We start from the raw sequence: 26,405 nt of genomic DNA, 5'->3' as shown, positions 1-26,405 counted from the left end.
ATTATTATTATTATTATTATTATTATTATTATTATTATTATTATTATTATTATTAGTGGATGGTTTTGAGTATGGTAGAATGTAATGTTGTTGAGACTTCAACAGAGGAGAGGTTGGATGCCAGGAAAAAACGCTGGGCAAAATATATTGATCTGTTTTTCTCTACAAATATGCCAGTACATGAGATTCGTAAACAATTAGGACTTGCTGAGAACAATAGTGATTGGATTTATTGTAGGCGTCGCGTTAAGGTTGAGTATGGTTTGGATGGTCTTGAAAGATGGGATAAGATTCGTAAAGGAGAATGGAGATGATTAATTATGGGTGATGGTATAACTGTTATTTCTCAGAGTACTGCTGAGCAGAGAGAGGAAATGTTAAGTTTGTTTGAGCAGGTTGAACCTGATTTGAAAAGAGGTTTGAATTTAGCAAAAGCAATTAGGAAAGTTAAACCTGATTTGACTTCAAATTTTTGTGGTTTGAAAGGGTATAAGGATTTACGGGATTATGTTGAGTTGAAAGGGTATCGTGGAAGATATTAAAAAAATGATAGGGGGGTTTAGTTTGGATGAGACTATTCAAAAAGCAATCGGAAAATTAGAGAAATTAGTAGAAGATAAAAGCGAAGCATTAAACACAGTTAACATTGCTGTGAATAAATTTGTTGAATTGAAAAATGAGTATATTGTAAGGAGTAATGAGCTGCGTATTACTACTGATTTTAAGGAAGTTTTAGGTTTGAGTAAAGCTGCTACTGAGAAGCAGCAACAAGCATATATTGATACTGAATTGAAAGAGTTACTTCAGGAGGTTCGTATTGCTGAGGAAAATGTGAAGTCCTGGAAACGTGAAGTAGATCTACTTAACGATAAAATCACTGTTGCAAAGTATCAAATTAAATTATTGGAGAATTAAAACCTTGTTCTCCACTAATAATTTCAAGGTAATCCCTGAGTGTGGGAAATGCAAACATGCTGATTTATACATAGAACATATGGATGCTGTTAGGGTGTAGTACTATGAGTGATGATTTTGAAAAAATATTTGAGAAGTTGACTAAGCAACATGATCCAAATAAAATATTTAATGAGTTTTTGGATTATGTGATTGATATTAACCTGTTTACTACTATTAATCAGAATCTTGATTTTGAAGGTAGAGAAGCAGATTATATGAGTATGTTTAAGGCATGGGTGGAGATTACGAATAATGCTTTAAACAATGGTAAAGAATGGTATGATTATCTTGGTGAATTTTATGAGGGTGTTGTTCAAACTAAATTCAAGGCAGGTAATCGTGGGCAATTTTTCACTCCTTCAAGTGTATGTGATATAATGTCTGAATTAACTATCCTTGAAAGGGATTGTTCTAATAAATTTTTTAATGACTGTTGCTGTGGTAGTGGTAGGTTATTACTTTCAAGTCACACTCATGCTTCAGGGAATATTATGATTGGAGCTGATTTAGATGATGTGGCATGTAAGATGGCGGTTTTAAATTTTTTTATTCATGGTGTTCGTGGCAGCATTATTCATATGAATACATTGGAATTGGAATGTTTTGGTGCTTGGAGAGTTAATAATTATCTTGGATATGGTTTGCCAGTGCCACATATTGAATTAATTGATCCTGCAGAGGCACATGATTTTATTGGGGTTAGTAATGAGAGTGATTTAAAATGTGTTGAGGTAAATTCTCCTGTTAAGGAGAGTGTGCAAACAAAATTAATATGAGTGTTTATTATGATTAGCATTAATGATTTTAAAATAATTCCAGAGTGTGGGAAGTGTAAACATGCTGATTTATACATTCCATATTGGACTTATCCTTATCTTAATCCTCGTTGTAGTATTCATCACAGGAGCATTAAGTCTGATGATGCTTGTGAGGATTTTGAATTAATAGGTAGATTAAGCGGGTGATTGAATGACTGAATTTGGGTATAGGTATTTTGTTGGAACAGTTTGTTATATGGTTGTAAGTATTGTTATTACTATGATTAAGGAGAGCATAAAATGACTGAAAATAAACGATTTGAAAGAATTTATGCAGATGTTGATGTATTTTGCAGAGACCACAATGCAAAAGGGGTAAGTCAATTAATTGAAAGAGAGGACTACGATAGGATTGTTGATTTGTTGAATGAGTTATCAGATGAGAATAAGCATTATAAATCAATATTTTTTGAACTTGTTGAAACTGCATTAACAGATAAGAGTTGTAGAGAACTATACTGCAAAGGAATATTAGATATATTCAATAAAGCAAATTCTTTAAATCAAGCAAGGGAAATGATAAAGGAGCATTTAGAATGACTGAAAATAAACGATTTGAACTTGCTTATGAAAAGGGTAACTGGTGGGCAGTTCGTGATGGAGATATAACATTATGGAAGGAAGAAGTGATTCATTTATTGAATGAGTTACACGAAGAAAATCAATTGTTTCATAAAATAAATGAAGATGCTATTGATTTTATGTATGATAATTTTGATTTGAATATAATATTTACTGATAGAGAGTTGAATGATATTTGTAATGAAATGGGTTGGGAATTATCAGAAAAAGGGATTAAGATTAACCAGTTAGAAAAAGAGAATGAGCAGTTAAAACAATTCAAAGAAAAAGTATTTACTTTGATTAATAAAGAAATTGCCCGAAATGAGGAAGCAATCGAGTGGGGGAAAGAAACTGACGCAGATAGTGGTTCAATGGGATTTTATAACTATATGTTAAACAGATTAAAAAAGGAGTTAGAAGAATGACTGAAAAACGATTATGTAAATTTAGTTTAACTGGATTTCAATGTCTTGTATTTTATAAGTTGATCCAACAAGGTAAACGAATAATTTTAGTTGGGGATAATAAGTTTAAGGTGGTTGATGATAATGACTGAAAATAAACGATTTTTAATTGATGATGCTGGTGAGTTAATTGATTTAAATAATCATAAGTTTATTGATTATGGTGATGAGTGTTGTAAATTATTGAATGAATTAAACGATGAAAACAAGGAACTCTATAAGATTATTGAAGAGAATGAGAAGATGATACAATCAATCTACGAAGAAGTAACAAAATTACGACACATCAAAGAGAATTTAAGAAAAATAAAAAATCAATGGAACTGGCTAATAGGGAGTATAGATTATGACTAAAAATATACATAAGGATTGTGCGAATTATAATCCTCAAAAGGATTATTGTTTAAAATGGTTTGAAGAAGAAGTAAGCAAAAATTATAAAGAATGTAAGGAAAAATCACTTGAAAGTGATAAGGAACTGCAAAGAAAATGGAGTAACTAAAAAAATGACAAGTATTCAACAAAAAGGTAAGTATTTTTTGGTACAGTCAGCATATGGGTCTTTTAGTTTTAATAATGAACATGAGGCTATTCAATTATCTAAGATATTGGATAAGTTTGAAGATTTAATGAGTATGCATGAAGAGTATAATGGACGATGGTTAGACTTGTTCAATGTAACTGTGTATGATGGTGATTGGAAGCAATTTAAAAATAAAATAGAGTTAATAACTCCGTGTATGCGATATTATTTCACACGTGAACAATGGAAAGAGTTTAAGGAAAAGGTGAATAGTTTATGATAACAGAGAAACATGTTTGCATAGAGTGTAAACATAAAATAGGTGTACCATTGGATAAGGATTTCATTTCTTGGGAGTTAGGTTGTCAACTTAAAAGTAAGGAGGTTAACCCAGATGGAGGGTTAACTAATTGTAAGTTATTTGAAGAACAGTTATAATTGAGGAGTTTTAGATGATTTGTAAATTTTGTGGGAAGGAATTTACGAAGAGGCATAATAGTGAAAAGTATTGTAGTAATTCTTGTAAAATTGCTGCTAAAAAATTGCAAGATGCTGCTAATTCTCATAAGGCATATATGAGAAATAAATCTAAAAAACCAATGATTTGGGGAACTTGTGAATACTGTGGGGAAGAGTTCATTAAATCACATGGTAATCAAAAATATTGTAGTAAAACATGTAGTGAAAATAAGAATCGTGAACTCAATGCCGATGCTGCTAACAAATATTATCATCACGTGAAAAAATTACGTGGAGGCGACACAGTGTGGGGGTTAGGCTCAGGTAGTCTAGGACCACATATGCACGATGATTTGCAAGTTGAAATTGAAAAAATAGAAAACGAAATGAGAAGGTTACGATTATTATTATGATTTATAAAAGTTAAAATTCCTAAAATAGTAATACAAATAGTAATACTTTTAAGCATTATCATAGTTTAAAAATAACTACATATTTTTAATTTTCGTGATTTTTATTAATGATAAGGTATATTGAAGGAATTGGAAAATTTTTCTATTGGAAATGGTGATGAAACTTAATAATTATACTATACTGAAACACGCAGAAAGGTACTGTCCATTCTGCAAAACATCAGGGTTTACTCTCTTAGATGAATTTCATGGAGAGATCTTTTGTGAAAAATGTGGAACCGTATTACACAATTTCACCTGGAAAATACACAGTAGAATTATTCAGGGGAAGCTGAAAAAAAGATAATCATAATTTTTTTGGTTGTACCTTTTTAAAGAACATTGAGGGACTCAAATTATCTATCATTTTGTATGTCTTAAAATTCATCTTTACAGTTGTTGCTTCGTTTTATTGTTTCATTAATAATTTTTCAATTTTCATAACGTTTGATATCATATTAGATTATAAAAAAGGGAAACATATTAAGTGGATTCACATCAAAAAAAGAAAAAATCCATTTTATTTTAATAAATATTAATAATAATCATTTATGGTCTTCTAATTACGGGAAGTTTCCAATTCCTTTTTTTTCAAAATCTTCAAAAAAGGAGGATTGAACAGAGAAAGGGGAGTCTGGTGAATAGAAAAAGAATATTCAAGAGCCAATTAAATTTCCATAAAAAAAAGTTCGTTTCTTAAATTACTAATTTTCTTTTAGAAAAAAATATCGTCAAATAGTTAGCTCAAAAGTATACATTAAAAAAAGAAACTCATTCTTTTAAAAGGGAACCTATAAATATTCTTACCAATTTTTTTAAACCTCTTAAATAAAAAAATATGAGATATTATTTCTTGAATAATTTTTTTCCAGAATTGAGGGTTTAATTCCCTCCAGACTCATTTTTTTATAATAATCTGCGGGTTACTGGAATTTTATACAAACAAAAAGGTGATAAATACGAAGTTAATAAAAAAAGTTTTAACAGGATGAAAAATAGTATCTGTGAAACTAGTTCTTTTTATTTTGTATATTACGAATCACTCTAAAAAAATTACTCTATTAATAAATTGGGGTTCAAATCCCCAAACCCGCTATCCAAATATTAAATTTTACAAACTGGGGAGGGAGAATAATTATGACAACCAAAACCAAAACTTACAAAAATAAAAGTAAAATAGCAACTGGAATGGCATTCTTAGCAACATTCATCTTATATATAGGAAAAGACGGATTAACTGAAATACTGCCAGTAGAATATGCGGGAATAATTCCAATAATAATATATTTAGCAGCTTATTTTGTAGCTCAAAATACAGAAAACAAAAGAGTTGAAGTAGCTGAACAAATGATGCTTGAAGAATTAAGAGATTCATGCAACTGTGAAGATGATGATATGGATTCTACTGGAGAATATGATCTAGAAGAATAATTTTATAAAATGGTCAAAAAGTGATTCTTATGGTGCAAGATACTCATACTCATGAATGTGTGCATGGAGAGCAATTTATCAACCTGGAAAAAAGAGTAGCTAGAAATGAAGAGAAAATTAAAACAGTTTTCATTGAAACAGACAAATTAGACGAAACATTAAAGAAATTGGACAACACACAGGACCGTTTGGCAATTGAAATTGCAGAATTAAACAACACATTCACAATCTTAAAATGGTTAACTAGTATATTAATCGCGCTGTTTGGTGGATTATTTGTATTCTTAGTAACTGAACTAATCAAAATCATCTAAAAGAATAGAATCTTATTTTTTTTAATTTTTTTTAAATGTACCCTTCGATAATTATGTGGAAAAGATTATTAGCAGATTCAAAAGGCGATGAATCAGAATATGCACACGATGCAAAAGTTCTGTACTGTAAATTCAAATTTGAAGATGTATTCAATGAAAAAAACTTAACTGATTTCCACGAATGGCTACAAAAAAGCACTGAAGAAGGTACAATCGAATGGAAACATAAAACTATTCCAGTTTACAAAACTATTCAGTCAAAATGGTTCAAAAGGTGGAAATGGGAAAAAGCAGCTAAGAGTTATGCTGATGAAATGAAAAGTCCTCTCAGAGAAAGTGCTAGATTAATCTTTGAAAAAAGAATTCTTGAAGATACTATTAAAGATTTCAAGACTATTGATAAGTTAGATGAACGCAATGAGAGGTTATTTAAGGAACAAGAAGTGGGAATGAGTAAAAATGATTATCAAATTGCGAAAAATGAAGAAACGAAAAATAGTATTTGGCACCGAATTATTGAACGTTTAGGTTTAATTGATGAAAACGAGAGTAATGATGAACAGTATTTGCCTGTAGATAATAATCCTACTCATGAAGAAGGAGAGACCCGGGAGTTCTGGAATAATATTCTATGGGATTTAGTGGATAAAAGACAATGATAGCTGAAACTGTTGATGAGAGAATAAAAAGGTCCAGTAAAAAGCATGAATTAAATTTAGGTGCGTGGAGTGTTCTTGTTAATAATGGTTTATGGAGGCCACGTGACTTTGATATGCTTATTATGGAATTGTTAGATTATGCTATTGATGGGAAAGTTAGTAGAATACTATTAAGTGTGCCTTCTAGGCATGGGAAATCTACATTGATCAGCCGTAATTTTGCATCATATTTCTTATCTCATTATCCAAATGATAAAATCATACTTTCAGCGTATAGTCAAGGATTAGCTAGTGAATTTGGAGGCCAGGTAAAAGATATTATCAATCACTATAATTACTTGTCTCCATATCCTATTCATTTAGCTACTGATTCACGTGCAAAGAATAAGTTTAATATTGCTGCTCCTTATCGTGGGCAAATGTTAGCTGTAGGTGCAGCAGGGTCCATTATGGGCTTTGGTGCAGGATTATTCATTATTGATGACCCTATTAAAAATGTTGCGGATGCTGAAAGTGAAGTAAAACAACAAAAACTCCGTGAATGGTGGGGTGGAGTTGCACGTTCAAGATTAGAACGTAGAACCAATGGCCGGCCACCTATAGTATGTGTTATTGCTCAAAGATTACATGTTAATGATTTACATGGGATTATTAAAGAAACATCACCAAGTATTCCTGCAATTGAAGCTTATTCTATTTTGCGTAATGGGGGAACAATACCTCAAGATGTGTGGGTTGATTTGAATATTCCTGCAATCTGTGAAGATCCTACTACTGATTTATTGGGTCGTCGTAAAGGTGAGACATTATGGCCATATCAAAGAGATTATGATTGGTTAATGAGTGAAAAAAGAGACATTGGCTCATATCTTTTTAATGCAATTTATCAAGGTGCACCAATAGAACGTGAAGGAAATATTTTCAAACGGGAATGGTTCATGGATGAAAATACCCAACAAATTTACAATCTCATAGACATAAATGATGTCCCATTTGATGCTCCACAATTGAGGTATTGGGATTTTGGAGCAAGTGGTAAAAAAGGAGATGCAACAGCAGGAATGAGAACCGCTTGGACTGGTGAGGATTTAATATTTATTGATCTTGTAACTGGGAAATTCACTGCAAATCAAGTTTTACGAAAATTTAAACAAACAGCAAAACGTGATTCTCCTCGTGTATTAATCAGAATTGAGCAAGAGCCTGGAAGTGCTAGTAAAATATTGATTAATAAGTTCCGTAAAGATCCTTATTTTAAACAGTATAATATTCGTGGGGATAAAGTCAGATATAAAAAGAATATTCGTAGTTTTGACCTTGAAGCTTTAGCTGAAGACGGCCATGTGTGGTTTGTTAAAGCTCCGTGGAACATGGATGTAATAAATCATTTAGTATCATTTACAGGTCAAGAAGGAAAAGAGGATGATATAGCTGATGCTTGCACAGGTAGTGCCAGACATTGGCGTAAACCAAAAGCAAAAGTAAACCTATAAAATTTTTTTTGGGAGCAGTATAATTATGACAAGAAAAAGCGAATCATATATCATAACAGTAGATGAAAATGGAGAATATGAAAATCTAGTTGATTCTAGAATATTAACTAATTATGCCCTGAAAGCAGATGTTGATCCTTCAACAGGAAGTAAACAAGTACCTGATAAACCATGGCAAGTAGGAATTCAAGTTGTAGAACCACGTTATAATCCAAGTGAATTAGTTGATTTATTAGATTTTAATAGTTATCATGCAGCTTGTGTTGATGCAGTAGCTGGAGATGCTGCTGGGATATCATATACTCTGGTACCTGTTGAAGGAAAAATGGAAAATCAAAAAGAATATGAGCTGTTTATGAATTTTCTTCGCGGATGTGAACCATCAATCAACACAGTTATTTACAGAACATTATATGACCGTCGAAGTATTGGGTATGGTGCAATAGAACTAACACGTTGGGGTACTAGTGACTCAGCACCTCGTAGATTATGCCATATTCAAGCTCATACATTACGTAGACATAGTGATGAAAAACGTGTTAAACACATTAATGAACAGGGAAAAGAAGTATGGTTCGTATTATATGGTAAAAATTATAATGAAAATGGAGAATTAATGGATGTTCATGCAGATACTGGAGAATGGTATCCATATAATAGTTTATCACCAACAGAAAGAGCCAATGAGTTATTATGGACTTATGAATATGCTCCAAAAACATCATATTATGGAAGACCTCCAATAATAGGGTCATTATTAAGCATTCAAGGTATATTATCAGCTAAAAGATATAACAATACTTTTTTTAAAAATTATGGAATGCCTGCTTTTGCAGTCACAGTAACTGGAGATTTCATGGATTACTCTGAAGAACCATTCCTTGAAGAAAAAGATGAAAATGGTAAACGACTACCTAACCCGAATTATGATGAAACCCAAACAATGAGGTATAAAATCAGTCAACAAATTAAACAAGTTATTAAAAATCCTCATAGTGCTATTTGTATCACAATTCCAACAGAATCAGATGAAGGAAAAGTAGATGTGAATATCCAACCATTAAGTATTCAAAATGAAGAAGGAAGTTTCAGAGTATTCTTAAAAGATGAAAGAGATGAAATCATACATGCACATAAAGTAGATCCCTCAAGAATTGGAATTTATGATGCTGGAAAATTAAACGGTACTAATGGACAATTCACAGACAATAGTTACAAATATTCTACAGTAGCACCAATTAAAAAAGAAGCTGAAGAACTAATTAATCTAATAGCTCGTAACGAATTAGGTATTACTTCATGGGAGTATAAATCATCTGATTTAGATCCTAAAGATTATCGTAATGACATGGCACTAGCAGAATTCTTATTTGCCCGTGCAGGTATGACACCAAGAGACCTCATTAATAATTTTGGTGATCAATTCGGATTAACAATACCTGAAGATAATCCATACTTAGATGAATATTACTTAAACAATCAACCATTAAAAAAATTATGGGACACCGTAGAACAGAACACCAGCCTTGAAGAACAAACCATCATATCCACCTTAAATGATGCTCTCTGGAATGATACAAATGACCTTAACAGAGAAACAACTGACAACCATACCAAAACTGAAGACAGAATTAGCTTATAGTAAAGTAGAACACTTACTCTCAATTTATTACGAAAATCAGTTAAAAAAAGAAGTATCACAAATATTTCATGAAATAAAACAGGAAGTAATACGAAATTTAACTGAACATTATGATTCTAATGTAATGTTTCAAGCACATATGGACTTAATACTTGCCCCTATTCATGAACACCATAAGCAGTATTATGAAACATTATTAAAGTATAAAATCCGTGAATTTGACAAATCACGTGCAAGCGGCAAAAGAATTGTTGAAAGAACAATAAATTTTACAAGAAAAGGGAATGTGATTAATCACCAATTCACAGTTTTAAAATCAGACATTAACGATATAGTTTCATCAACAATCAGCAAAGATAAACTATTTGGAACTAGTGAAATAGCACATAACAACCTCGCTTCCAGAACCTACAAATTATCCGAAAAAACATTATCACGTGTTGATACTGATATTAATGATATTATCACAAAAGGATACGAAGAAGGATGGGGAAGTAAAAAAGTAGGTCATGACATAAACAATCGTTTCAACCAACTAGAAACCTGGGAATCAGCACGTATTGCAAGAACAGAAATACATAACAGTCATAGTTTAGGCCTTATTCAAGGTTACGATGACATGGGGGTAGAATATATTGAATGGAGCGCAGCAAACGACACCAGAACACGTGACACTCACATGCACCTCGATGGTGAAATAATACCTATGGGAGGACTATTCAGTAATGGTTTAAGATATCCAGGAGACATGAACGGTTCTGCCAAAGAAGTTATTAATTGCAGATGTTCAGCATTGCCATTTATCATGCCCTACGGATACATAGCCCCACCAGGAATGGCACAATTCAGAGAAGATGACTTAATAACAACATTAGACTACTGGAACCAAGACGAACTAATAACACAATTACAAGAAGAAATCTCAGCAATACCTAAACAATCATCCTCTTTTGACTTAAATATTATTAATCCTAAGCTAATTAATTCTAAATTCTCAATCCCTAATGAAAATTTATCCGATTTTGGAATATCTGAAAAAGGAATGGAAACTATTCAAAGATACACTAAACGTAGAAGTGGATCAGATATAGAATATGGTGTAATATTCAATGAAAAAACAGGAAAATTTCTTACTAAAGAATTTCATGGTAATAACAATAACATATTAATGCTTAAACCTAACGGAAAGTATAGTACAATACACTACCACACTGATGAAGGTTTTAGACCAACCTCTTCAGGAGATTTCTCTGAATTCCTAAAATCAAAAAATGAACGTGTAGGAATAAATATATCAAGAAAAGAATCATGGTTCATAAAAAATGAACGTAAATTCACTTCCGAAGAAATTAATAAAATAGCTAAGGATGTTCATAAATTAGAAGAAAAACAATTAAAAAAATTAAACAAAGAATATGATGATGCATTAAATAAAATTAATAAAATTAAGGATCCTGTTAAAAGACAATCTGCTCAAAAAGAATTTGAAAAACGGGTTTCAAATGAATTTTTAGACAAACACAATAAAGAATTAGGGGATGCAATACTTGAATATACTTCAAATATCAAAGGATTAAAAGTAAAAAGAGTAATGCACACGGAAGTAAATCCAAAAACCATTAAAACAATAAGTAAAAAGGAATTAAAAGTAGAAAAAAGAAGTTATGATGATTTAATTGGTGTTAAAAGATATTCTGCTCCAATTAAACATAAAGATTATGATAAGTATGCTTTAACAGAAGCTGAAGAGGTCAGATTAAAAGAGTTGATGGTTCAGGATGAAACGGAAGGGGGATTAAAATTCCTCGATAGAAGGGACTTGGAAGACTTAGCTGATAGAAAAGAATTCAATGACATGTGGAATAAAATCTTACTTGAAGGAGGAGATCCCACTGATTATTTTGCAATACATGGTGCGGAGGGAGTAAGATATGAAAAATTATTTAAACAGTTTGAAGATTGGGTGCCATTAAAAACTATTGAAGTAAAACCAATCCAAATTAAAAAAGAAGGATTATTTAAAGAGAAAAATTCATTTAAATTAACTCCTGAAGAAAAAGAAGTTTACAAACAAGCAAAAGAAAACACTCATGCATTATCAGATGCTGAACACGAGTACTATTGGGCTTTACGTGATAAAGTAGAACTCAATAAATTGCATAAAGAATTAATTGAAAATGGTTTAGATAACTATTATTCTAAAAAATACATTAATTTATACCATAAATATGAAAAAGACTGGAATCTCCCAGAATTATCCATTGATTTAAAATTCACTACTAAGCGCCCAACTTATATCACTGATAATCTATATAAACAGGCTACTGAGTTTAAATTAACTAAAAAAGAAGCAAATGAATTATATTCTCTAGAAAAAAGAGAATTAATTGGTGAAAAATTAACCTCCAAAGAATTAAAACAAATGGAATTTTTACAAGCAAAAGATCATTTTGCCTACTTGAATTCTGTTAGAACCCACGGTGGAGGTTTAGGTTATGAGGAAAATCTAAACTTTAAAAAATTATATAAACAATTAAAAACAAAATTAAAACTAGATAAAAGTGTTTTAGAATCTCCTTTAAGTAACTATAAATCAGATATTCCTTTAGACGAAAATCCTAAAAATTTCAAGAAATTTAGAGGCACCACTGATGATGGTTTACTACCAAGTGATGGTAAAATCGAAGATTACTTCACTAAAGATGCAAGGGACATGACTATTAGGGAGCAAATAGTAGCTGATAGATGGTTAGGAGCAGATTATAAAGCATTCACTAACTTTGAAGTAGATTGTGGTCGTGATGTCAAAAAATTCGAAAAATGGATTTATGACATGGCAAAAGCCTATGAAAAAGATAACTCCTTAAAATATTATGAATATTATTATAATGAAATTAAAAATGATAAGGGTAAACCATTAAAATCAAAAGCGAAAGAACTTGCTAGGAGTATTGCTCATGATGTGCCTGTGTTGGATGATATTTTGAATAATCAATTAAAGCAGGGTATGACTTTGTGGAGAGTTCAGGAGAATCATAATTTAGCCTCTACTGTTGTTGGGGATATTATTGAATTCCCTAATTTCCGTTCGACAGCTATTTCAAAGGATGGTGCGTTATGGTTTAGTAAAACTAATGCTAAAGAAATGAAATATTTAATTGAAATTGAAGCTCCTACAGGAACTAAAGGAGCATATTTGGCTCCAATTAAAAAAGGACAAATATTAAATCCTGATTCACCAGGTTTTGGTGAATATTATGCTAATGAAATGGAATTTTTACTTAAAAAATGTAAAGTTGAAGTTGTTAAATTTGGTGGTAGAAAAGTCAAAGGAGCTAATGGTGAAATGTTAACTCCAATTAAATTAAGAGTGGTGGGATATTAATGAAAAGAGCTATTTTAATAAATATTCCTTATTTATTAAATCATTCTGAGGAAATAATTAATAATACATCTGTTTTATCTCCTCGATGGTTATTTTCTTTTCTGGAATTTGATGAAAATAAAAAGTATAGGGATATTTGGAAGCAAATGTATCAAAAGCATCAGAGAGAATCTGGTAATTGGTATATTTTTGGTCGGGGTGATCCTTGGATTGGTCCGGGTGAGACTTGGGATGAAGCGGAAGATCGTATTGTCCGTGAGTATTGTGAGGCTACCGGTCATTGGGATTTATTCATTTGGAAGGAAGTGGAAGAATGAAAGTATTACAATTTGACTCACAGTTCATATGGGATCATATGGATGAGTTAATTCATTTGGAAGATTATGTGCCTGAAATTTCATTTAAAGAGTATAATAAGCAAGATGAACGTGATGACTTCTTAAAATCTAAAAATCTCCTAGAAACCATGCAGGAAATGGACCAAAGATTGGATGCAAAATGTAAATTAGCTAAAAATCCAATTAAAGCACGTAACAGTATCATTATTGAATGGTTAGATTGCCATCATGAATTCGAAGGAATAATTGTTGAGGAGTCATTAGCTAAGTATTATGAAATGAAGAGTCACTATGAAGATTTTACTTTTATAGATTTACTTTTTGATGTGGAATTACCTTCTGAAGTGAAACCTTTTCCTAAATATGAGTATCGTGATGATGTTATTCATAAGGATGACTCTAGTATTAAACTTCCGGATTTTAATAAGAAAAGAATAATTTATGATAAGTATGGGGCTTCGTTGTTAGCCGCTTATTTGGCTTATCTTGTTTAATTCTTCTTATATTTTATTTTTTTTTAGATGTGTGTCTGAGTATGGTCAAAGGAGGAGGATTTAGGATTCTCTGTCTTTAGTGGCTGCATGGGTTCAAATCCCATCACATCTATTATTATTTTTTTTCTGTTTTCGTGATTTTTATTAATGATAAGGTTATATTGAAGGAGAACCTCATTTCTCTTTTTTTGTTCTATTTTTTTTGTTTATAAAAAAAGTCATAGGATAAAATTTAAAAAATAGTTCACCACCAACCATTCATCATTATTTTTTTAAAAGATAATTGATAAAAAAAGAGGGATTGAGGGGTTTTCTCCTTATAAAAAAAAGAAGTCTTATGAACTGTACCTGTATTATAAAATAATGTTTTTTTATATTTTTTTTGAGGTGATTACAATTGCAAGAGCAAGTAGTAATCAAAAGTGATAATTCCATAATCCTAACTGCGCCTGTTATGATACCTAATCGTCCAGATTGTGATTATAATCGTGGTGAGAAACTTTTCACTACTGAAGAAATCAAAGCTTTCAAAGAAGAATTTGATGATTATGGATTTGTTGACAAACATCATACTATTCGCAGTCAAAAGTCTGCTGATAAAAATGAATTAATTGGCAATGCCTTGGAATCTTTTTTATTAACTGAACCTACAGATTACGTTTGGAATGATGGCACCATACATACTTATCCTGCTGGAACATGGATGTTAACCTCCAAAATAACTAATCCTACTGCAATTCAGCATGTAAATGAAGGATTAATTAATGGATATAGTCCATCAATATTTCCACGACAACAAGCTGAAGGGATTAAAGCAGCTTTAAAAGCTAGTGGTGGGGGATTAATTAAAAATCTTAAGGATCCTGTTCCTGCGTTGGTGAGTCTTGTGTATAAGCCTTGTCAGCAAGATAATAAATTTTGTAAAATTACTAATGGTGAAAATATGTCTGAAGACAAAAAAGCACAATCTAAATTAAATGCAATAATGAATATTCTCGGTGGAAAAGAACCAGAATATGCACTTAAAGAAGATTTAAATGCATTCAAAGAAGAAATCACTTCTGTATTTAAATCTGATGAATTTAAAGGGTTAGTTCAAGATACAGTTAATAATTGTATTGTTGAAGCTTTGAAAGATCCAAGTTTCAAGTCAGAATGTAACTCTAAATCATCTTCTAAAAATAAAGAAGATGATGAAAAAGGAGGAAATGAGGAGAATAAACCTACCTCTTCTGAAGGAGAGGAAAAACCACCTGAAGAGAATGAAGAAGAGGAAGAGGAAGAAGGTACTCAAAAACCTGCAACTAAAGGAGATAGTAGAGTATTACCTCAACATAATGGAGAACAACCTGCTTTAAAATCAGATAAGGCTATTGTAATGGGCATTATGGGTAGAACCATTAACGGTAGACCTAAAAAATAATTAAAGGTGAAACACATGGTGTTTAATAATCAAGAAATATTAAATCAAATTGTTAATCCAATGGAAAAAGCTGTTTTTAAATCTATGAGAACTGACATGGAAACTGGAAAAGCCTTATTAACTCCACAACAATTAGGACAATTCCTCAGACATGCCACATTAAATCAATCAATTCTTAAAGATGCAACCTTCGATATATTATCCAGTTTTGAAAAAGAATATGTTCAAACAGGAATCAACGGTAGAGTATTACAACCAGGATATGACTCTGAAGGTAATACTAATGTTAATTTAAATCCTGCTGATGTTGATTTTGATGTAAGTGTTTTGAAAACTACAAAATTAAAAGCAATGTGCAGTATTCAAGATGACGAGAAAGATGATAATATTGAAAAAGAACAATTTGAACAAACTTTACTTACTATGATGGGTGAAAGGACTGGAGAGGACTTGGAAGTGTGGAATTTATTCGCAGATTCTACATTAACCGATCAATCTGGTGATAGTGAAGATAAGAAAAAATTAACTAAATTCTTAGTTAATCATGATGGTTGGTTAAAACAAGCAAATCAACAATTACAATCTTCAGATGCACATGACCAAACTGGAGAAGGTAAAGCTGATTTTGCACCTACTACTGGAACTATTCTTGACATGTTCGATGCAATGATTTATGCAATGCCTCTTAGATTAAGACAAAGAAATCAATTAAAATTTTATGTTCCTTTTGAAGTGGAAGATGCTTATAGAAATTATTTAGCTGCTCGTGGAACTCCGTTAGGAGATGCTACTCAAACTGGTTTTGCATACCCATTATCCTATAAAAACATCCCTATTGTTAACTGTCAAAGTTTTGATGTTGAAGACATGAGACAATATTTCAATATGGGTCATTGCATGTTAACTAATCCTAAATACCTCATGTATGGTATTTGGAAAAATTTAGGTATAGAACCAGATAGGATTCCAAAACATGAAAGAACTGATTATTATTACCGTTTAAGAGCAGGTAATACTACTGTATTCAAAGGGTTACCTTCTGTTACTGCGAAAGTTACTCTTGATGAATTAGCTGAAATGCCTGATGCTGCTAGAATATAAGGATGATATATATGGCAGTTATACCAAATTTTGAGGATTTGCCTTATTCTATTAGGAATAGTCCTCGTAAAAGATGGAATTATCTTAAAAAGTTATTAAGTGATGATGAAACTCCCGTAACTAGGAATGTTTCTATTTCTGTAAATGATGGATCCAATCCAGTAAGTGGGGCAAGTGTTAAAATTGGTAGTGATACTAAAACTACTGGTTCTGCTGGAGGTTGTTCTTTTAAATTAGCTGATGGTGACTATCAAGTTACTGTGTCTGCTGATGGTTTTACTACTAAAACTGAGAGTATAACTGTTTCTAGTGAGGCTACTAGTTTCACTATTAGTTTGACTTCAGCTTAAAAAAAGAGTTAATTGCTCTTTTTTATTTTTTTTATTGAAGGTGTGATTTTTAATGTGGATTACTGTAGATGAAGTTAAAACTTTTACTGGGATTAACCCTAAGCATTTAAATTTAAATGATGACGAGTCTATTAAATTAGATGAAATCATCGAAAAGTGGATTTTACAAAGCGTATCTTTAATTAAATCATACACTCATAACGATTTCACAAATGCTAAAAATATGGAAGCCGTATGCAACATCTGCTTAAGACTAACTGCAAATATGATAGCATTAGCTATTGAACGCAGAGACACTCCTAGAACAAAAGTCACAGACTGGAAAATACATGTTTCATCCTCAGATGTATTCACAAATGACTTAAAAGCAGATTTAGAACCATACTGTATAGACTACAGTAATAAAAGTGATAAAATAGACTTTTTTGCAATAACTGGAGACTAAAATAATGGTTAAAGTACAAATCAAAGTAGATACTTCAAAAATGCCAAATCTTACTGAAGAAGTTCCTAAAATCATCAAAAAAGGACTAAACTATACTGGACAAGGAATGTTAAGACAATTAAAAATAAACAGTCCAGTAGATACAGGCTATTTGAAAGGCTGGTTTTTCAGTAAAACAAGTGGAGAAGAAATAGAAATACGCACACCTGCAAAATATGCTTCTTTTGTAAATGATGGTACAGGTATCTATGGACCACATAATACTCCAATCTACAGTAAAAGTATTGGGAAACCATTAGCATTTCAAATTGGGGGTAAAACTGTTTTTGTTAAAATGGTTAAAGGACAAAAACCTCAAAAATTCGTGGAAAAAAGCATAGCTCAAACTGAAGATAAACTTGAAGGCTACTTCATAAAAGCTGCACATGAGGTGTTACAATGAAGAGGTCGCTTGATGAAATGGTGGAAAAAGTATTAGAAATAATTGAGGCATGCCTTATTCATGAAAAAGAATCCTCTGATGGATTGTTAAATCATGTTAAAACTATTATCTCAGTATATAATAATGAATATGGTGTGGATGAGCCAGCAATATGGATAGTACAACATCCAACAACACGCAAAGGTGATGATAACTTAAGCCAATCCTTACTTGTAAATTCTACAATAGAATTTGTATGCGTGGAATGGGATAAAGATCCACGAATTGCTGAAAAAAAAGCAAGAGAATTAGCTACAAAAGTGGCTAAAAGTATTAAAAAGAACTATCGTAAAATTCAATATGCTAAATTCAATGATAGGATTATTAAAAATGTGAAATTCAACACATTATATCCAGTTGGGGAAATTGATGTTGAGGGTAAAACACAAAAAACTCCTGTTGCAGGAATTATTCTTGATTTTGAGTTTATTATTGACTGGATTAATTGCTGTTAAACTATATTAACAGGAATACTAATTAAAAATAATGGTGATTAAACAATGGTATTAAGAGTATTTGGATTAAAAGAAGAAACCAATTATGGAGAAGACATACCTACAGAAGGGATAACTCCAGATTGGCATAAAAAAGTAAGTAAAGGCTCATTCAAACTAAACGATGAGGCAATCACATTTGGGGATGGTTCAAGAATGAATCAATTCGCAAGGCCAGGAGGTGCAAAACCAACTGGAAGTATTGAGGGAAAAGTAGATCTCAAAAGAATAGGTCACACACTAAAAGCATTCCTTGACCAATATGCATTCACTCCAGCTGAAGAAGGTGGAGCAAATGTTCATGAATTTTGGGGTAGTGAATCAAGTGACCTTCACAGTTTTCAAGGAGTATGCACATTCGATGAATTTGAAAAAAGAATTAAAGGATTACTTCTTGATAGCTTAAAATTAGAGGTATCTGACGAAGCAATGACCATGAGCGAAGAATGGGTCTACCAAAACCAAGAAATTCAAAAAATAGATCAAGCAACATATGATGTTAGGGAGGTCGAAGGGGCAATTCCTATAATGTTTTACGATGTATTAGTAGAATTAGATGGAAATACTCCCCCAGGTGTTTGCTCCAACTTCACTTTCGAAGGAAAAAACAATATAAATCAAGATAACGTAAGTGGGTTAGGTTCAAGGTTCCCTCAAGCAAAACCTCAAGCTCAAAAAAGAGAATTAACTCAAAGTATTGTTTCAACCTTAAGATCATCAACATTAGACTTCATTAAAAAAGCAGAACACGGAGATAATACAGATACTCCATCTAATTGTCTTGTTTCAAAGTTAAGTATAAAATTAATCATTAGCATTTGTGAAAATACTAATGAAAGATTAGAAATGTTCTTCCCAGATTGTCTTGTTAATGTTGAGTATGAAGCCAGTGAATCTGATGAAATTGAAACTACTTTTAATCTTTCATCTTTAGGTTCTGGTGAAGCAACTAAAAATGATGGAACTAAAGTAACAACTGACATGTACTGTAAACTTATCACTGATGTGGGGGAGATAACCCCCAGTACAGAATGAAAGCATTTTATTTAACTTTTTAGATATATAAACAAATTTTTTTTTAAGGAGGCAATATAATGGGTATTTTAACAAAAGATGCAATTTTAAGGGGAATTAACAAAATAGAAAAATGTGAACTAATATCAGCAGATGGTGAAATCTATCTCAGACCATTATCACAAGGAGAATGGAATGAAATTAACGAAATAGAAGCAGCAGCTGTTGGAACATTTAACACTAATGAACGTGGTTCAAGAGGAAGGACCACATCAGAAACTAACGGAACAATAAATGTTCTAAAAGCAACTAAAGCAGATCATAAAGCAAAAGTAAAAACCATTAATATCTCCATTAATAATGAAAAAAATATGGAAGAATGGGATGATGAGGACATATTAAAACTTCCAACTGATGTATTTAATGAAATCTATGATGAGGTATTAAGAATTAGTGGTATTTCAGATATACGCAATACTCAAAAAGAAGTGGAATCATTTCCTGAGAACAAATGAAGGGGAAAATATAATATGGTTAGATTATTGTGGGTATCATTTAGCTCAAAACCAACAAAATCTAACCATACCTCAAGTATTGTTCTTAGCAGAAGGCAGATTGAATTTATACAAACAAATGAATGAAGTAAAAATGTGAGTTTACAAAAATGGTTAGTCAACATATTATAGATATAATAATTAAAGCTGAAGATCGTGCGACTAATACTACTCGTAAAGTACAGGATTCTGTTGAAAAAATAGGTCCTGCAGCTAAAAACACTTTCAATCAATCATCACAGGCCACTAATAAATTTGTAAATTCATTGGATAAAACAAAAAAAACAGTGGATTCTGCTAAAGAAAAAATAAAAAATATTGGAACTGGTGGAGTCCAAGCATTCAATCAATTATCTGCTTCCGAAAAAAAAGCAATTGCGGAATTTACTAGATTCCAACAAAATTTAAATTCAGCAACAAATCATATTCGCCAAATCGGAACTACTGGACAATCTTCTTTTAATCAATTATCTGCAGCAGAAAAGAAAGCATTACTCTCATTATCTGAAATAAGTGGAAAAACACAATCTACTGGCACACAAGTAAGTAGCTTAAGCACAAAAATTAAAGGAGCATTAGCTAATTCATGGGATATTGTTAAAGCAAAAGCAAATAATGCTGCAACAACTGTCAAAACCAAATTTGGTAGTGCAGTTGATAGTATTAAAAGTAAGGTTAGAAGTTTAGCGGATAGTTTTAGTGGAATGGGGGGGATGATTAGTTCTGCTGTTGGTGCATTAGGTATGGCAGGAATCTCTGATTTAACTATTGGTTTAGCAATGACTAGGGAACAAATGACTAGTCTTACAAGTGCGACAATGGGTTCGGCAAATGCTGCAAAAGAGTTTGTAGGTTATCTGGACAATATGACTAACAATAGTCTAGTTAGTTTGAATGATTTGGGCCAATCAATGAACACTATTAAAATGGCTACTGGAATGAGTAATGATCAATTAAAATCATTCTCAACTACAGTTAATGACATTGGTCAAAGAGCTATCCTCATGGGTAAAGATTCTAATGAAGCTATGACCTTAATGCAAGCTGCAGGTAGTGGTTTAAATGGCGAATTTGATGTATTAAAGTCTAACTTTGGTGTTACAAAAGAAAAATTAGAGGAACTAGGTTGGAGTGGCGCAGCTGATGATGTCGAAGGATATCAAAAAGCATTAGATGAATACATGGCAAAAGCTGGAGATATGAACGGAATGATGGACACTACAACAGGCAAACTTCAATTAGTAAAAAAAGAATTTACTGCAGGAGGTAGAAAAATTGGTGAACAATTTTTACCATACATTGACAAAGCTGCAAGTGGTTTTCTTGAATTATCTGATAAATGTCCATGGTTAGCTCAAGCAATTATTGGTGTTAGTGGTGCATTTAGTGGATTTGCAACAATTGCTCCAGAATTAGCTCCAATATTAAATGTTGTTGATAGTCTTTCAGGTAAATTTAGTACTTTAAAAAATAAACTAACTGGTTGGGGCGGTGAAGCTGGGAAAATAGCCACCATCAAAGAGAAATTCAACTCTCTAAAAACCACTATTACAAGCATTCCAGGCAAGCTTAGTGACATTAAAAGTAAAATATCTTCAATTGGTTCTGGGGCTATTGATAGTGTTAAAGGGAAGTTTGTTTCTTTAGGAACTTCTGCAAAAAATGCGGCTGTTAGTTTAGCAACCGCCGGTAAATCTGCACTAACTGCTGGTGCAGATGCAGTAAAAGGTGCTGCTGGTTGGGTGTCAAATAAATTATCAATGGTTGCATCAACAATTGCTACTGGTGCACAAACTGCTGCAACAACATTAGCAACTGCAGCACAAACAGCTTTAAATTTTGTTATGAGTATTAATCCAATTTACTTAGTCATTGCTGCAATTGTAGCATTAGTGGCAGTTATGATTTACTTATATAATAACTGTGAACAGGTAAGAAATGCTATTAACTGGCTATGGGAGCAATTACAATCTTTAGGTCAATGGATTTATGGAGGTTTGGTTGCAGCATGGAATGCTCTTATAGCTGCAATGCAACCTGTAGTTGATTTTTTCCAATCCGTGTTTGGACCAGTTATATCTTGGTTTATGGGTTTATTATCAGGTAATGGTGAAAGTCCTGTGGCTGCTTTAACTATTGGATTTATGAATTTAATGACTTATTTAGGTCCAGTTGGTGAATTTATTATGGGGGTATTTGGCCCTGCATGGCAGTTCCTTATGGGAGTTATTCAGTCAGTATGGAATTGTGTAATGGTGCTTGTTGTTGCTTTCCAGCAGTTTATGAATGGTCAAATTACTTTACCTCAATTATTGGGTACTATTTGGCAAACTATTAGTGGTTTGTTTAGTTCAATTTTATCTTTAATTATTTCAATTGTGACTTCATGGGCTGCAAGTTTGATTAATAAAGCTTTAGGTGCAGGTAGAGGTTTTCTGAATGGTGTAATTTCATTTATTAGGCAACTTCCTGGAAGAGTTGGAGCATATATTCTTAGTACTGCTTCAAGAATTGCTAGTGGTGCTGCTTCATGGATTAGTAAGGCAAAAAATAAAGCTCAAGGAGTAGTTACTGGTGTAATTTCATCTATTGCACAATTACCTGGAAAAGTTTATACTGAATTCTTAAACATTGGTACCCGTATTGTTCAGGCCGGAACTGCATTAGTCAATAAAGCGAAACAAGTAGCATCTGATTTAATTAATGGTTTTTTAGGTGCTTTGGGTATTCATTCTCCAGGTATTATTCAAAATAAGACTGTTAAAGAGTTTGTTGATATGATTAAGGGTATTGATGATACTAAGAATGATGCGGTTAAAGCAGCAGATAATGTTGCAACTGGTTTGCTTGATGGGTTTAATAGGCAAAATATTGGAGATGCTCTTTCAAATATTATTAATTTACCAACAAATAACCTTCCAGATATTGCTCAACCTATGCAAACTGCTGAAGTAAGCTCTGAAGTCACACCTGATTCTGAATTACCAGGACAATACAGTAAAATCAATGAAGAAATAAAACCAAACTTAGATCAATTAGTTTCACTGAATGAACAATCATTTAGTCAAATAGGATTAAATGAACAAAGCACATTAAACCGTATGACTAATCATGTTCACACAAGCATGATAAACATTCTCAACTCCACAAAAAATGGATTAATGCAAACTACTGCACTTACAACTACTAATCTCAATAAAATGCGGAACAGTACTAGTAAAGTTACCAAAGAGATGGTCAAAGCATGGAACAGTATGAAAAATAGCATTGTTTCTGCAGCCAAAAAAATAAAAACTGACAGTAATGCTCATTTCACTCAATTATCATCAACAATCGGAACATTTTATCGGAAATTACAAAATCCATCAAGTTGGGGTGCGGGTGGAGGTTCTGGATCACCATCAACAACAAGAAACATTGGTAGGCCTAGTGGCGGATCTAATAAAATAAGAAATATTCTTAATCCAACTATCCCTCAAACAATTAGTATCAATACTATTCGTAGAAACCCTTGTTTCAACGAATGTGTAGAATATATTGCTCCAAAAGGTCCAGATGTTAATACTTTGGATTTAATGAAAACTGGTTGTGTGGATTGTGTACTTGGAATCACAGATAACGGTAAAAGTGCTGGGTGGATGGATAGTGTTCCGAATAATGTCTCTTATATTAAACAGAAAACAAGAGACTGGACTATGAAAGGACCAGTTATAGCAGGCAAATATGAAACTGGATTATCATTTAAAGTCTCTGATTTTGAAAATGGAACACCTAACATAGGGTTCAGTAGTTTCAAAAATATTGCAGAATCATTATTCAGTCAAATAGATTACGATTTCTATTTTGACAGTGATAAGTATGGATCTTGGCAAAATGCACTTATGAATGGTAAAACTAACTGTAGTGATGGATCTGATGCATTAATTGCTCTTGCACATACTTGTGGTTTATCTGCATATAAACAACATGGTTCCTGGAATGGTATAGGTCATTTCTGGGCAGTTGTGGAAGGTCACAAAATGGACACTACAGGATTCCAGCATGGATATGGTTGGACACCTTCACAGTCAGCAGGAACTGGTGGTAGGGCAGATGTTTTAACCACAACACTTGGAAAAATAAGCACTACTTTATCAGAATTATCCTCTCCAGAAACTAAAAACATAGAAAAAGAAGACACTACTGTTGTAGATGATGTTGTTCTCTCCGGAGATGTTAATATCAACATTAACCATAATTTAGAGAACATTCCAGATGGCATCGATGAACAAACACTCATGAAACTAATCCGTGAAACAACAAATGATGAAAATTGGATAAAATCTTTAACTAATAATATTAAATTCCAATTAGCAGATTTAAAAGCAAAAACAAGACTTGAAAGAAAACAAAAAAGGAGTAAAGGAGTACTCTCATGAAGAAATATAGCGTATATCCTGCAAAAACACGAGCTTTAGGAAACGTAGTTAATAACAACAGTAATCCTGAAGATTTTACAGGGGTTAACTGTTCTCCAGTATTAACTGGTGAGCAAATAATCGTGGAAAACATTGAATGGCCAATATTCAAGATAATGCTAAATAGAATTCCAGTGATTTTAAAAGTCACTGGTGACTTTAGTATTAATCCTGATGAGTCAACAACTTTAAATATTGAACTCACAGAAGAAGAAACTGGAGAATTCATATCAAATGTAGATGTATACTTCTATGAAAATAATACTCTCTTAGGATCTAGTGAAACAGTTGATGGAACATGCAGTTTCAACTATTCATCAAATATTCGAGGAGATCATATAATTCTTGTTACAACTAATGATGAATTAATTTATGATGCTGCTTCCACACAAGTTAATATTTATGTATTCCACACAACCACATTGGGATTAGCTGCAGACTCTTTAAGTGGTGATTTATTGGATACTTTCCAATTTACCACTACATTATTAGATGAAGAAAATAATCCTGTTCTTGATGAAGCAGTGAATTTATACTCTCTTGATGAGTTAGTGTCTACTGCACAAACAGATCAACTAGGAACTGCAATGTTTTCACCATTAACAAGTGCTTTTTCTATTGGTGAAAATAAGATTACTGCTAAATTCGAACCTGAAACACCAGTACAATACTTAGGTTCTGTTTCTAATGAATTAACATTAAATCTCATTAAAGCAACTCCATCAATTATCTTAACATATCCTCAAGAAGTCTATGAATCTGGTGATGTATTACCATTAACAATTAAAACAGTTAATAAATTCGATAATCCTATTTCATTAGATTTTAAAATGGTGATTAATGGTGAGGAACATAATTTAACTACTGATGAAGCTGGTGAATGTATTTTTAATCATACGTTAGCTTCTGCAGTGGAAACAGAAATTGAAATAAACACTATAGAAAATGATACTTACCTTAGTACAAGTGTTTCTGAAGCAATCAAAGTAAGTGATCCAACAACACTTAACTTGTATTCTACTACCCCGACTGTGTCTGTTATTAATCCTATTGAATTATCTGCCGTACTCTTGGATAGTAATAGTAATCCTATTTCAGAGCAAAACATCACATTCTATGAAGAGGATATTGTAATTGGGACTGGTGTAACTGATAGTTCTGGAATTGCTAGTTTCAACCATTCTAATGTCACTATTGGTGCACATACTTATAAAGCAGTATTTGAAAGTAGTGGAGTATATCGTGAATCTACTAGTACTAATATAACTGTTGAAGTGGTAAAAGACACTCCAGTATTAACTTCCCTAACCTCAGATATTTATTCCGGTTGGCAAATTGGAGCAGTTCTTGAAGATAGTAATGGAAATGTATTATCAAGTAAACCTGTACTACTTACTTGGATTAATGGAGCTGGAAACACATTTAGTTTTGACTTAACAACTGATGATATGGGTAAATGTAGGAAAACAGTAACTGGTAGTGTTCAAAGTGTAGATGCTACATACTCATTTGCTGGTGATGATTATTATAATCCAGTAAGTTTTAATCAAATATTTAATATTTTAGCACCTATGACTGCAAGTGTATGTGCTGGGACTAAGTCTACAAGTGGAAATGATAGTGTACCATACCGTAAATGGAATGATGTGTATAATAATTGTACTGATAATTATGCTGAATGTACAAATATTGCAACTGCATCAGGGTCTTATAATCGACCTGCAGTATTAACACAAGATATCTCTTTCGCTATACCTGGTGATGCTGTTGTCACTAGTTTAAAAGCTGAATGGAAAAGTGCACAGTTACCATATTCTGGAACAACTGCTTATCCTACAATTGGTGCTCCAACAATTACTATTTCAGATATTGGAACTGGTCAAAGTCACTCACATAAAGATAAAGCTCCTGGAAAAAGTAGTTGGGTAAGTGATTCATTTACTATGACTGGAGCAATTGCTTCTGAATTAAATGATGGAGTAAAAGTTAAAGTGAATTTCCCAGCTAATGCTGGTGGAAATATGGGTAAAGTTCGTTTATATGGTGTTAAATTAACTGCGACTTATACGCCGGCTCAAGGAGGGATATAAATT

Annotated in this window: 32 protein-coding genes; all 32 read left to right on the top strand. The window is 32.3% G+C overall.

Going from position 1 to position 26,405, the window contains the following annotated elements:
- The first annotated feature begins 65 nt into the window (after window positions 1–65).
- The 32 genes from ACI389_RS02400 (at window position 66) to ACI389_RS02245 (ending at window position 26,402) form a co-directional block, all read left to right on the top strand.
- Window positions 66–314: a hypothetical protein gene (locus ACI389_RS02400; protein ID WP_439779951.1), complete on the top strand. Its 249-nt coding sequence runs from the start codon at window positions 66–68 to the stop codon at window positions 312–314.
- A gap of 6 nt (window positions 315–320) precedes the next feature.
- Window positions 321–542, top strand: coding sequence for a hypothetical protein (locus tag ACI389_RS02395; protein ID WP_439779950.1), 222 nt, complete (start codon window positions 321–323; stop codon window positions 540–542).
- A 22-nt stretch (window positions 543–564) separates the two neighbouring features.
- Window positions 565–915 carry a hypothetical protein gene (locus ACI389_RS02390; RefSeq protein WP_439779949.1) on the top strand — a complete coding sequence of 117 codons (351 nt, stop codon included), beginning with the start codon at window positions 565–567 and terminating at the stop codon, window positions 913–915.
- A gap of 104 nt (window positions 916–1,019) precedes the next feature.
- Complete coding sequence (locus tag ACI389_RS02385; RefSeq protein ID WP_439779948.1) at window positions 1,020–1,733, top strand: N-6 DNA methylase; 714 nt, start codon at window positions 1,020–1,022, stop codon at window positions 1,731–1,733.
- A 9-nt stretch (window positions 1,734–1,742) separates the two neighbouring features.
- A complete protein-coding gene (locus ACI389_RS02380; RefSeq protein ID WP_439779947.1) occupies window positions 1,743–1,922 on the top strand; it encodes a hypothetical protein in 180 nt (59 codons plus the stop codon).
- 93 nt (window positions 1,923–2,015) lie between these two features.
- The gene (locus tag ACI389_RS02375) at window positions 2,016–2,315 is read left to right on the top strand and encodes a hypothetical protein (protein WP_439779946.1); all 300 of its coding nucleotides are present in this window, start codon (window positions 2,016–2,018) and stop codon (window positions 2,313–2,315) included.
- Complete coding sequence (locus ACI389_RS02370; protein ID WP_439779945.1) at window positions 2,312–2,764, top strand: hypothetical protein; 453 nt, start codon at window positions 2,312–2,314, stop codon at window positions 2,762–2,764. Before ACI389_RS02375 ends, ACI389_RS02370 begins: the two co-directional genes overlap by 4 nt.
- Window positions 2,761–2,895: a hypothetical protein gene (locus tag ACI389_RS02365; protein ID WP_439779944.1), complete on the top strand. Its 135-nt coding sequence runs from the start codon at window positions 2,761–2,763 to the stop codon at window positions 2,893–2,895. The genes ACI389_RS02370 and ACI389_RS02365 overlap by 4 nt, the downstream gene beginning before the upstream one ends.
- On the top strand, window positions 2,882–3,157 hold the full coding sequence (locus ACI389_RS02360; protein ID WP_439779943.1) for a hypothetical protein: 276 nt from the start codon (window positions 2,882–2,884) through the stop codon (window positions 3,155–3,157). Before ACI389_RS02365 ends, ACI389_RS02360 begins: the two co-directional genes overlap by 14 nt.
- On the top strand, window positions 3,150–3,305 hold the full coding sequence (locus tag ACI389_RS02355) for a hypothetical protein (protein WP_439779942.1): 156 nt from the start codon (window positions 3,150–3,152) through the stop codon (window positions 3,303–3,305). Before ACI389_RS02360 ends, ACI389_RS02355 begins: the two co-directional genes overlap by 8 nt.
- 4 nt (window positions 3,306–3,309) lie before the next feature.
- Window positions 3,310–3,606 carry a hypothetical protein gene (locus ACI389_RS02350; protein ID WP_439779941.1) on the top strand — a complete coding sequence of 99 codons (297 nt, stop codon included), beginning with the start codon at window positions 3,310–3,312 and terminating at the stop codon, window positions 3,604–3,606.
- Window positions 3,603–3,764 carry a hypothetical protein gene (locus tag ACI389_RS02345; protein ID WP_439779940.1) on the top strand — a complete coding sequence of 54 codons (162 nt, stop codon included), beginning with the start codon at window positions 3,603–3,605 and terminating at the stop codon, window positions 3,762–3,764. The genes ACI389_RS02350 and ACI389_RS02345 overlap by 4 nt, the downstream gene beginning before the upstream one ends.
- Window positions 3,765–3,778: 14 nt before the next feature.
- A complete protein-coding gene (locus ACI389_RS02340) occupies window positions 3,779–4,198 on the top strand; it encodes a hypothetical protein (protein WP_439779939.1) in 420 nt (139 codons plus the stop codon).
- A 151-nt stretch (window positions 4,199–4,349) separates the two neighbouring features.
- Complete coding sequence (locus ACI389_RS02335) at window positions 4,350–4,544, top strand: TFIIB-type zinc ribbon-containing protein (RefSeq protein ID WP_439780054.1); 195 nt, start codon at window positions 4,350–4,352, stop codon at window positions 4,542–4,544.
- 830 nt (window positions 4,545–5,374) lie between these two features.
- On the top strand, window positions 5,375–5,668 hold the full coding sequence (locus ACI389_RS02330) for a hypothetical protein (RefSeq protein WP_439779938.1): 294 nt from the start codon (window positions 5,375–5,377) through the stop codon (window positions 5,666–5,668).
- A 29-nt stretch (window positions 5,669–5,697) separates the two neighbouring features.
- Complete coding sequence (locus ACI389_RS02325; protein ID WP_439779937.1) at window positions 5,698–5,982, top strand: hypothetical protein; 285 nt, start codon at window positions 5,698–5,700, stop codon at window positions 5,980–5,982.
- 53 nt (window positions 5,983–6,035) lie between these two features.
- Window positions 6,036–6,641, top strand: coding sequence for a hypothetical protein (locus ACI389_RS02320; RefSeq protein WP_439779936.1), 606 nt, complete (start codon window positions 6,036–6,038; stop codon window positions 6,639–6,641).
- The gene (locus ACI389_RS02315) at window positions 6,638–8,134 is read left to right on the top strand and encodes a terminase large subunit domain-containing protein (RefSeq protein ID WP_439779935.1); all 1,497 of its coding nucleotides are present in this window, start codon (window positions 6,638–6,640) and stop codon (window positions 8,132–8,134) included. The genes ACI389_RS02320 and ACI389_RS02315 overlap by 4 nt, the downstream gene beginning before the upstream one ends.
- 25 nt (window positions 8,135–8,159) lie before the next feature.
- Window positions 8,160–9,776 (top strand): phage portal protein, encoded by a 1,617-nt coding sequence (locus tag ACI389_RS02310; protein ID WP_439779934.1) that lies wholly within the window; start codon window positions 8,160–8,162, stop codon window positions 9,774–9,776.
- Window positions 9,715–13,161 carry a phage minor head protein gene (locus ACI389_RS02305; protein ID WP_439779933.1) on the top strand — a complete coding sequence of 1,149 codons (3,447 nt, stop codon included), beginning with the start codon at window positions 9,715–9,717 and terminating at the stop codon, window positions 13,159–13,161. Before ACI389_RS02310 ends, ACI389_RS02305 begins: the two co-directional genes overlap by 62 nt.
- Window positions 13,161–13,478: a hypothetical protein gene (locus ACI389_RS02300; protein WP_439779932.1), complete on the top strand. Its 318-nt coding sequence runs from the start codon at window positions 13,161–13,163 to the stop codon at window positions 13,476–13,478. Before ACI389_RS02305 ends, ACI389_RS02300 begins: the two co-directional genes overlap by 1 nt.
- On the top strand, window positions 13,475–13,993 hold the full coding sequence (locus tag ACI389_RS02295; protein WP_439779931.1) for a hypothetical protein: 519 nt from the start codon (window positions 13,475–13,477) through the stop codon (window positions 13,991–13,993). The genes ACI389_RS02300 and ACI389_RS02295 overlap by 4 nt, the downstream gene beginning before the upstream one ends.
- Window positions 13,994–14,390: 397 nt before the next feature.
- A complete protein-coding gene (locus ACI389_RS02290) occupies window positions 14,391–15,416 on the top strand; it encodes an XkdF-like putative serine protease domain-containing protein (protein ID WP_439779930.1) in 1,026 nt (341 codons plus the stop codon).
- A 15-nt stretch (window positions 15,417–15,431) separates the two neighbouring features.
- On the top strand, window positions 15,432–16,517 hold the full coding sequence (locus ACI389_RS02285) for a phage major capsid protein (RefSeq protein ID WP_439779929.1): 1,086 nt from the start codon (window positions 15,432–15,434) through the stop codon (window positions 16,515–16,517).
- A gap of 11 nt (window positions 16,518–16,528) precedes the next feature.
- Window positions 16,529–16,867 carry a carboxypeptidase-like regulatory domain-containing protein gene (locus ACI389_RS02280; RefSeq protein WP_439779928.1) on the top strand — a complete coding sequence of 113 codons (339 nt, stop codon included), beginning with the start codon at window positions 16,529–16,531 and terminating at the stop codon, window positions 16,865–16,867.
- Between the two features lie 52 nt (window positions 16,868–16,919).
- Complete coding sequence (locus tag ACI389_RS02275; protein WP_439779927.1) at window positions 16,920–17,312, top strand: hypothetical protein; 393 nt, start codon at window positions 16,920–16,922, stop codon at window positions 17,310–17,312.
- Window positions 17,313–17,316: 4 nt separating this feature from the next.
- Entirely contained in the window at window positions 17,317–17,754 is a 438-nt protein-coding gene (locus ACI389_RS02270) for an HK97-gp10 family putative phage morphogenesis protein (protein WP_439779926.1), read from the top strand.
- Window positions 17,751–18,248 (top strand): hypothetical protein, encoded by a 498-nt coding sequence (locus ACI389_RS02265; RefSeq protein WP_439779925.1) that lies wholly within the window; start codon window positions 17,751–17,753, stop codon window positions 18,246–18,248. Before ACI389_RS02270 ends, ACI389_RS02265 begins: the two co-directional genes overlap by 4 nt.
- Window positions 18,249–18,293: 45 nt before the next feature.
- Window positions 18,294–19,322, top strand: a complete 1,029-nt coding sequence (locus ACI389_RS02260; protein WP_439779924.1) for a phage tail tube protein — start codon at window positions 18,294–18,296, stop codon at window positions 19,320–19,322.
- Between the two features lie 59 nt (window positions 19,323–19,381).
- Window positions 19,382–19,816, top strand: coding sequence for a hypothetical protein (locus ACI389_RS02255; protein ID WP_439779923.1), 435 nt, complete (start codon window positions 19,382–19,384; stop codon window positions 19,814–19,816).
- 149 nt (window positions 19,817–19,965) lie between these two features.
- Window positions 19,966–24,273, top strand: coding sequence for a hypothetical protein (locus tag ACI389_RS02250; RefSeq protein WP_439779922.1), 4,308 nt, complete (start codon window positions 19,966–19,968; stop codon window positions 24,271–24,273).
- The gene (locus ACI389_RS02245; RefSeq protein ID WP_439779921.1) at window positions 24,270–26,402 is read left to right on the top strand and encodes an Ig-like domain-containing protein; all 2,133 of its coding nucleotides are present in this window, start codon (window positions 24,270–24,272) and stop codon (window positions 26,400–26,402) included. Before ACI389_RS02250 ends, ACI389_RS02245 begins: the two co-directional genes overlap by 4 nt.
- The last annotated feature ends 3 nt before the right edge of the window (window positions 26,403–26,405 follow it).

The organism is Methanobrevibacter sp., from assembly GCF_051877095.1.
GTDB lineage: Archaea > Methanobacteriota > Methanobacteria > Methanobacteriales > Methanobacteriaceae > Methanocatella.
The sequence above is the reverse complement of the archived record's forward strand: the minus strand, read 5'-3'. Positions and strand labels throughout refer to the sequence as shown.

Excerpts from the sequence above, each read along its gene's own strand:
- ACI389_RS02330 (WP_439779938.1), top strand. The coding sequence starts at position 5,375 with ATGACAACCAAAACCAAAACTTACAAAAATAAAAGTAAAATAGCAACT.
- ACI389_RS02265 (WP_439779925.1), top strand. The coding sequence starts at position 17,751 with ATGAAGAGGTCGCTTGATGAAATGGTGGAAAAAGTATTAGAAATAATT.
- ACI389_RS02325 (WP_439779937.1), top strand. The coding sequence starts at position 5,698 with ATGGTGCAAGATACTCATACTCATGAATGTGTGCATGGAGAGCAATTT.
- ACI389_RS02360 (WP_439779943.1), top strand. The coding sequence starts at position 2,882 with ATGATAATGACTGAAAATAAACGATTTTTAATTGATGATGCTGGTGAG.
- ACI389_RS02310 (WP_439779934.1), top strand. The coding sequence starts at position 8,160 with ATGACAAGAAAAAGCGAATCATATATCATAACAGTAGATGAAAATGGA.
- ACI389_RS02380 (WP_439779947.1), top strand. The coding sequence starts at position 1,743 with ATGATTAGCATTAATGATTTTAAAATAATTCCAGAGTGTGGGAAGTGT.
- ACI389_RS02365 (WP_439779944.1), top strand. The coding sequence starts at position 2,761 with ATGACTGAAAAACGATTATGTAAATTTAGTTTAACTGGATTTCAATGT.
- ACI389_RS02280 (WP_439779928.1), top strand. The coding sequence starts at position 16,529 with ATGGCAGTTATACCAAATTTTGAGGATTTGCCTTATTCTATTAGGAAT.
- ACI389_RS02340 (WP_439779939.1), top strand. The coding sequence starts at position 3,779 with ATGATTTGTAAATTTTGTGGGAAGGAATTTACGAAGAGGCATAATAGT.
- ACI389_RS02300 (WP_439779932.1), top strand. The coding sequence starts at position 13,161 with ATGAAAAGAGCTATTTTAATAAATATTCCTTATTTATTAAATCATTCT.
- ACI389_RS02275 (WP_439779927.1), top strand. The coding sequence starts at position 16,920 with ATGTGGATTACTGTAGATGAAGTTAAAACTTTTACTGGGATTAACCCT.
- ACI389_RS02355 (WP_439779942.1), top strand. The coding sequence starts at position 3,150 with ATGACTAAAAATATACATAAGGATTGTGCGAATTATAATCCTCAAAAG.
- ACI389_RS02375 (WP_439779946.1), top strand. The coding sequence starts at position 2,016 with ATGACTGAAAATAAACGATTTGAAAGAATTTATGCAGATGTTGATGTA.
- ACI389_RS02335 (WP_439780054.1), top strand. The coding sequence starts at position 4,350 with ATGGTGATGAAACTTAATAATTATACTATACTGAAACACGCAGAAAGG.
- ACI389_RS02270 (WP_439779926.1), top strand. The coding sequence starts at position 17,317 with ATGGTTAAAGTACAAATCAAAGTAGATACTTCAAAAATGCCAAATCTT.
- ACI389_RS02370 (WP_439779945.1), top strand. The coding sequence starts at position 2,312 with ATGACTGAAAATAAACGATTTGAACTTGCTTATGAAAAGGGTAACTGG.
- ACI389_RS02320 (WP_439779936.1), top strand. The coding sequence starts at position 6,036 with ATGTGGAAAAGATTATTAGCAGATTCAAAAGGCGATGAATCAGAATAT.
- ACI389_RS02395 (WP_439779950.1), top strand. The coding sequence starts at position 321 with ATGGGTGATGGTATAACTGTTATTTCTCAGAGTACTGCTGAGCAGAGA.
- ACI389_RS02385 (WP_439779948.1), top strand. The coding sequence starts at position 1,020 with ATGAGTGATGATTTTGAAAAAATATTTGAGAAGTTGACTAAGCAACAT.
- ACI389_RS02345 (WP_439779940.1), top strand. The coding sequence starts at position 3,603 with ATGATAACAGAGAAACATGTTTGCATAGAGTGTAAACATAAAATAGGT.
- ACI389_RS02315 (WP_439779935.1), top strand. The coding sequence starts at position 6,638 with ATGATAGCTGAAACTGTTGATGAGAGAATAAAAAGGTCCAGTAAAAAG.
- ACI389_RS02245 (WP_439779921.1), top strand. The coding sequence starts at position 24,270 with ATGAAGAAATATAGCGTATATCCTGCAAAAACACGAGCTTTAGGAAAC.
- ACI389_RS02255 (WP_439779923.1), top strand. The coding sequence starts at position 19,382 with ATGGGTATTTTAACAAAAGATGCAATTTTAAGGGGAATTAACAAAATA.
- ACI389_RS02350 (WP_439779941.1), top strand. The coding sequence starts at position 3,310 with ATGACAAGTATTCAACAAAAAGGTAAGTATTTTTTGGTACAGTCAGCA.
- ACI389_RS02250 (WP_439779922.1), top strand. The coding sequence starts at position 19,966 with ATGGTTAGTCAACATATTATAGATATAATAATTAAAGCTGAAGATCGT.
- ACI389_RS02260 (WP_439779924.1), top strand. The coding sequence starts at position 18,294 with ATGGTATTAAGAGTATTTGGATTAAAAGAAGAAACCAATTATGGAGAA.
- ACI389_RS02285 (WP_439779929.1), top strand. The coding sequence starts at position 15,432 with ATGGTGTTTAATAATCAAGAAATATTAAATCAAATTGTTAATCCAATG.
- ACI389_RS02305 (WP_439779933.1), top strand. The coding sequence starts at position 9,715 with ATGACCTTAACAGAGAAACAACTGACAACCATACCAAAACTGAAGACA.
- ACI389_RS02295 (WP_439779931.1), top strand. The coding sequence starts at position 13,475 with ATGAAAGTATTACAATTTGACTCACAGTTCATATGGGATCATATGGAT.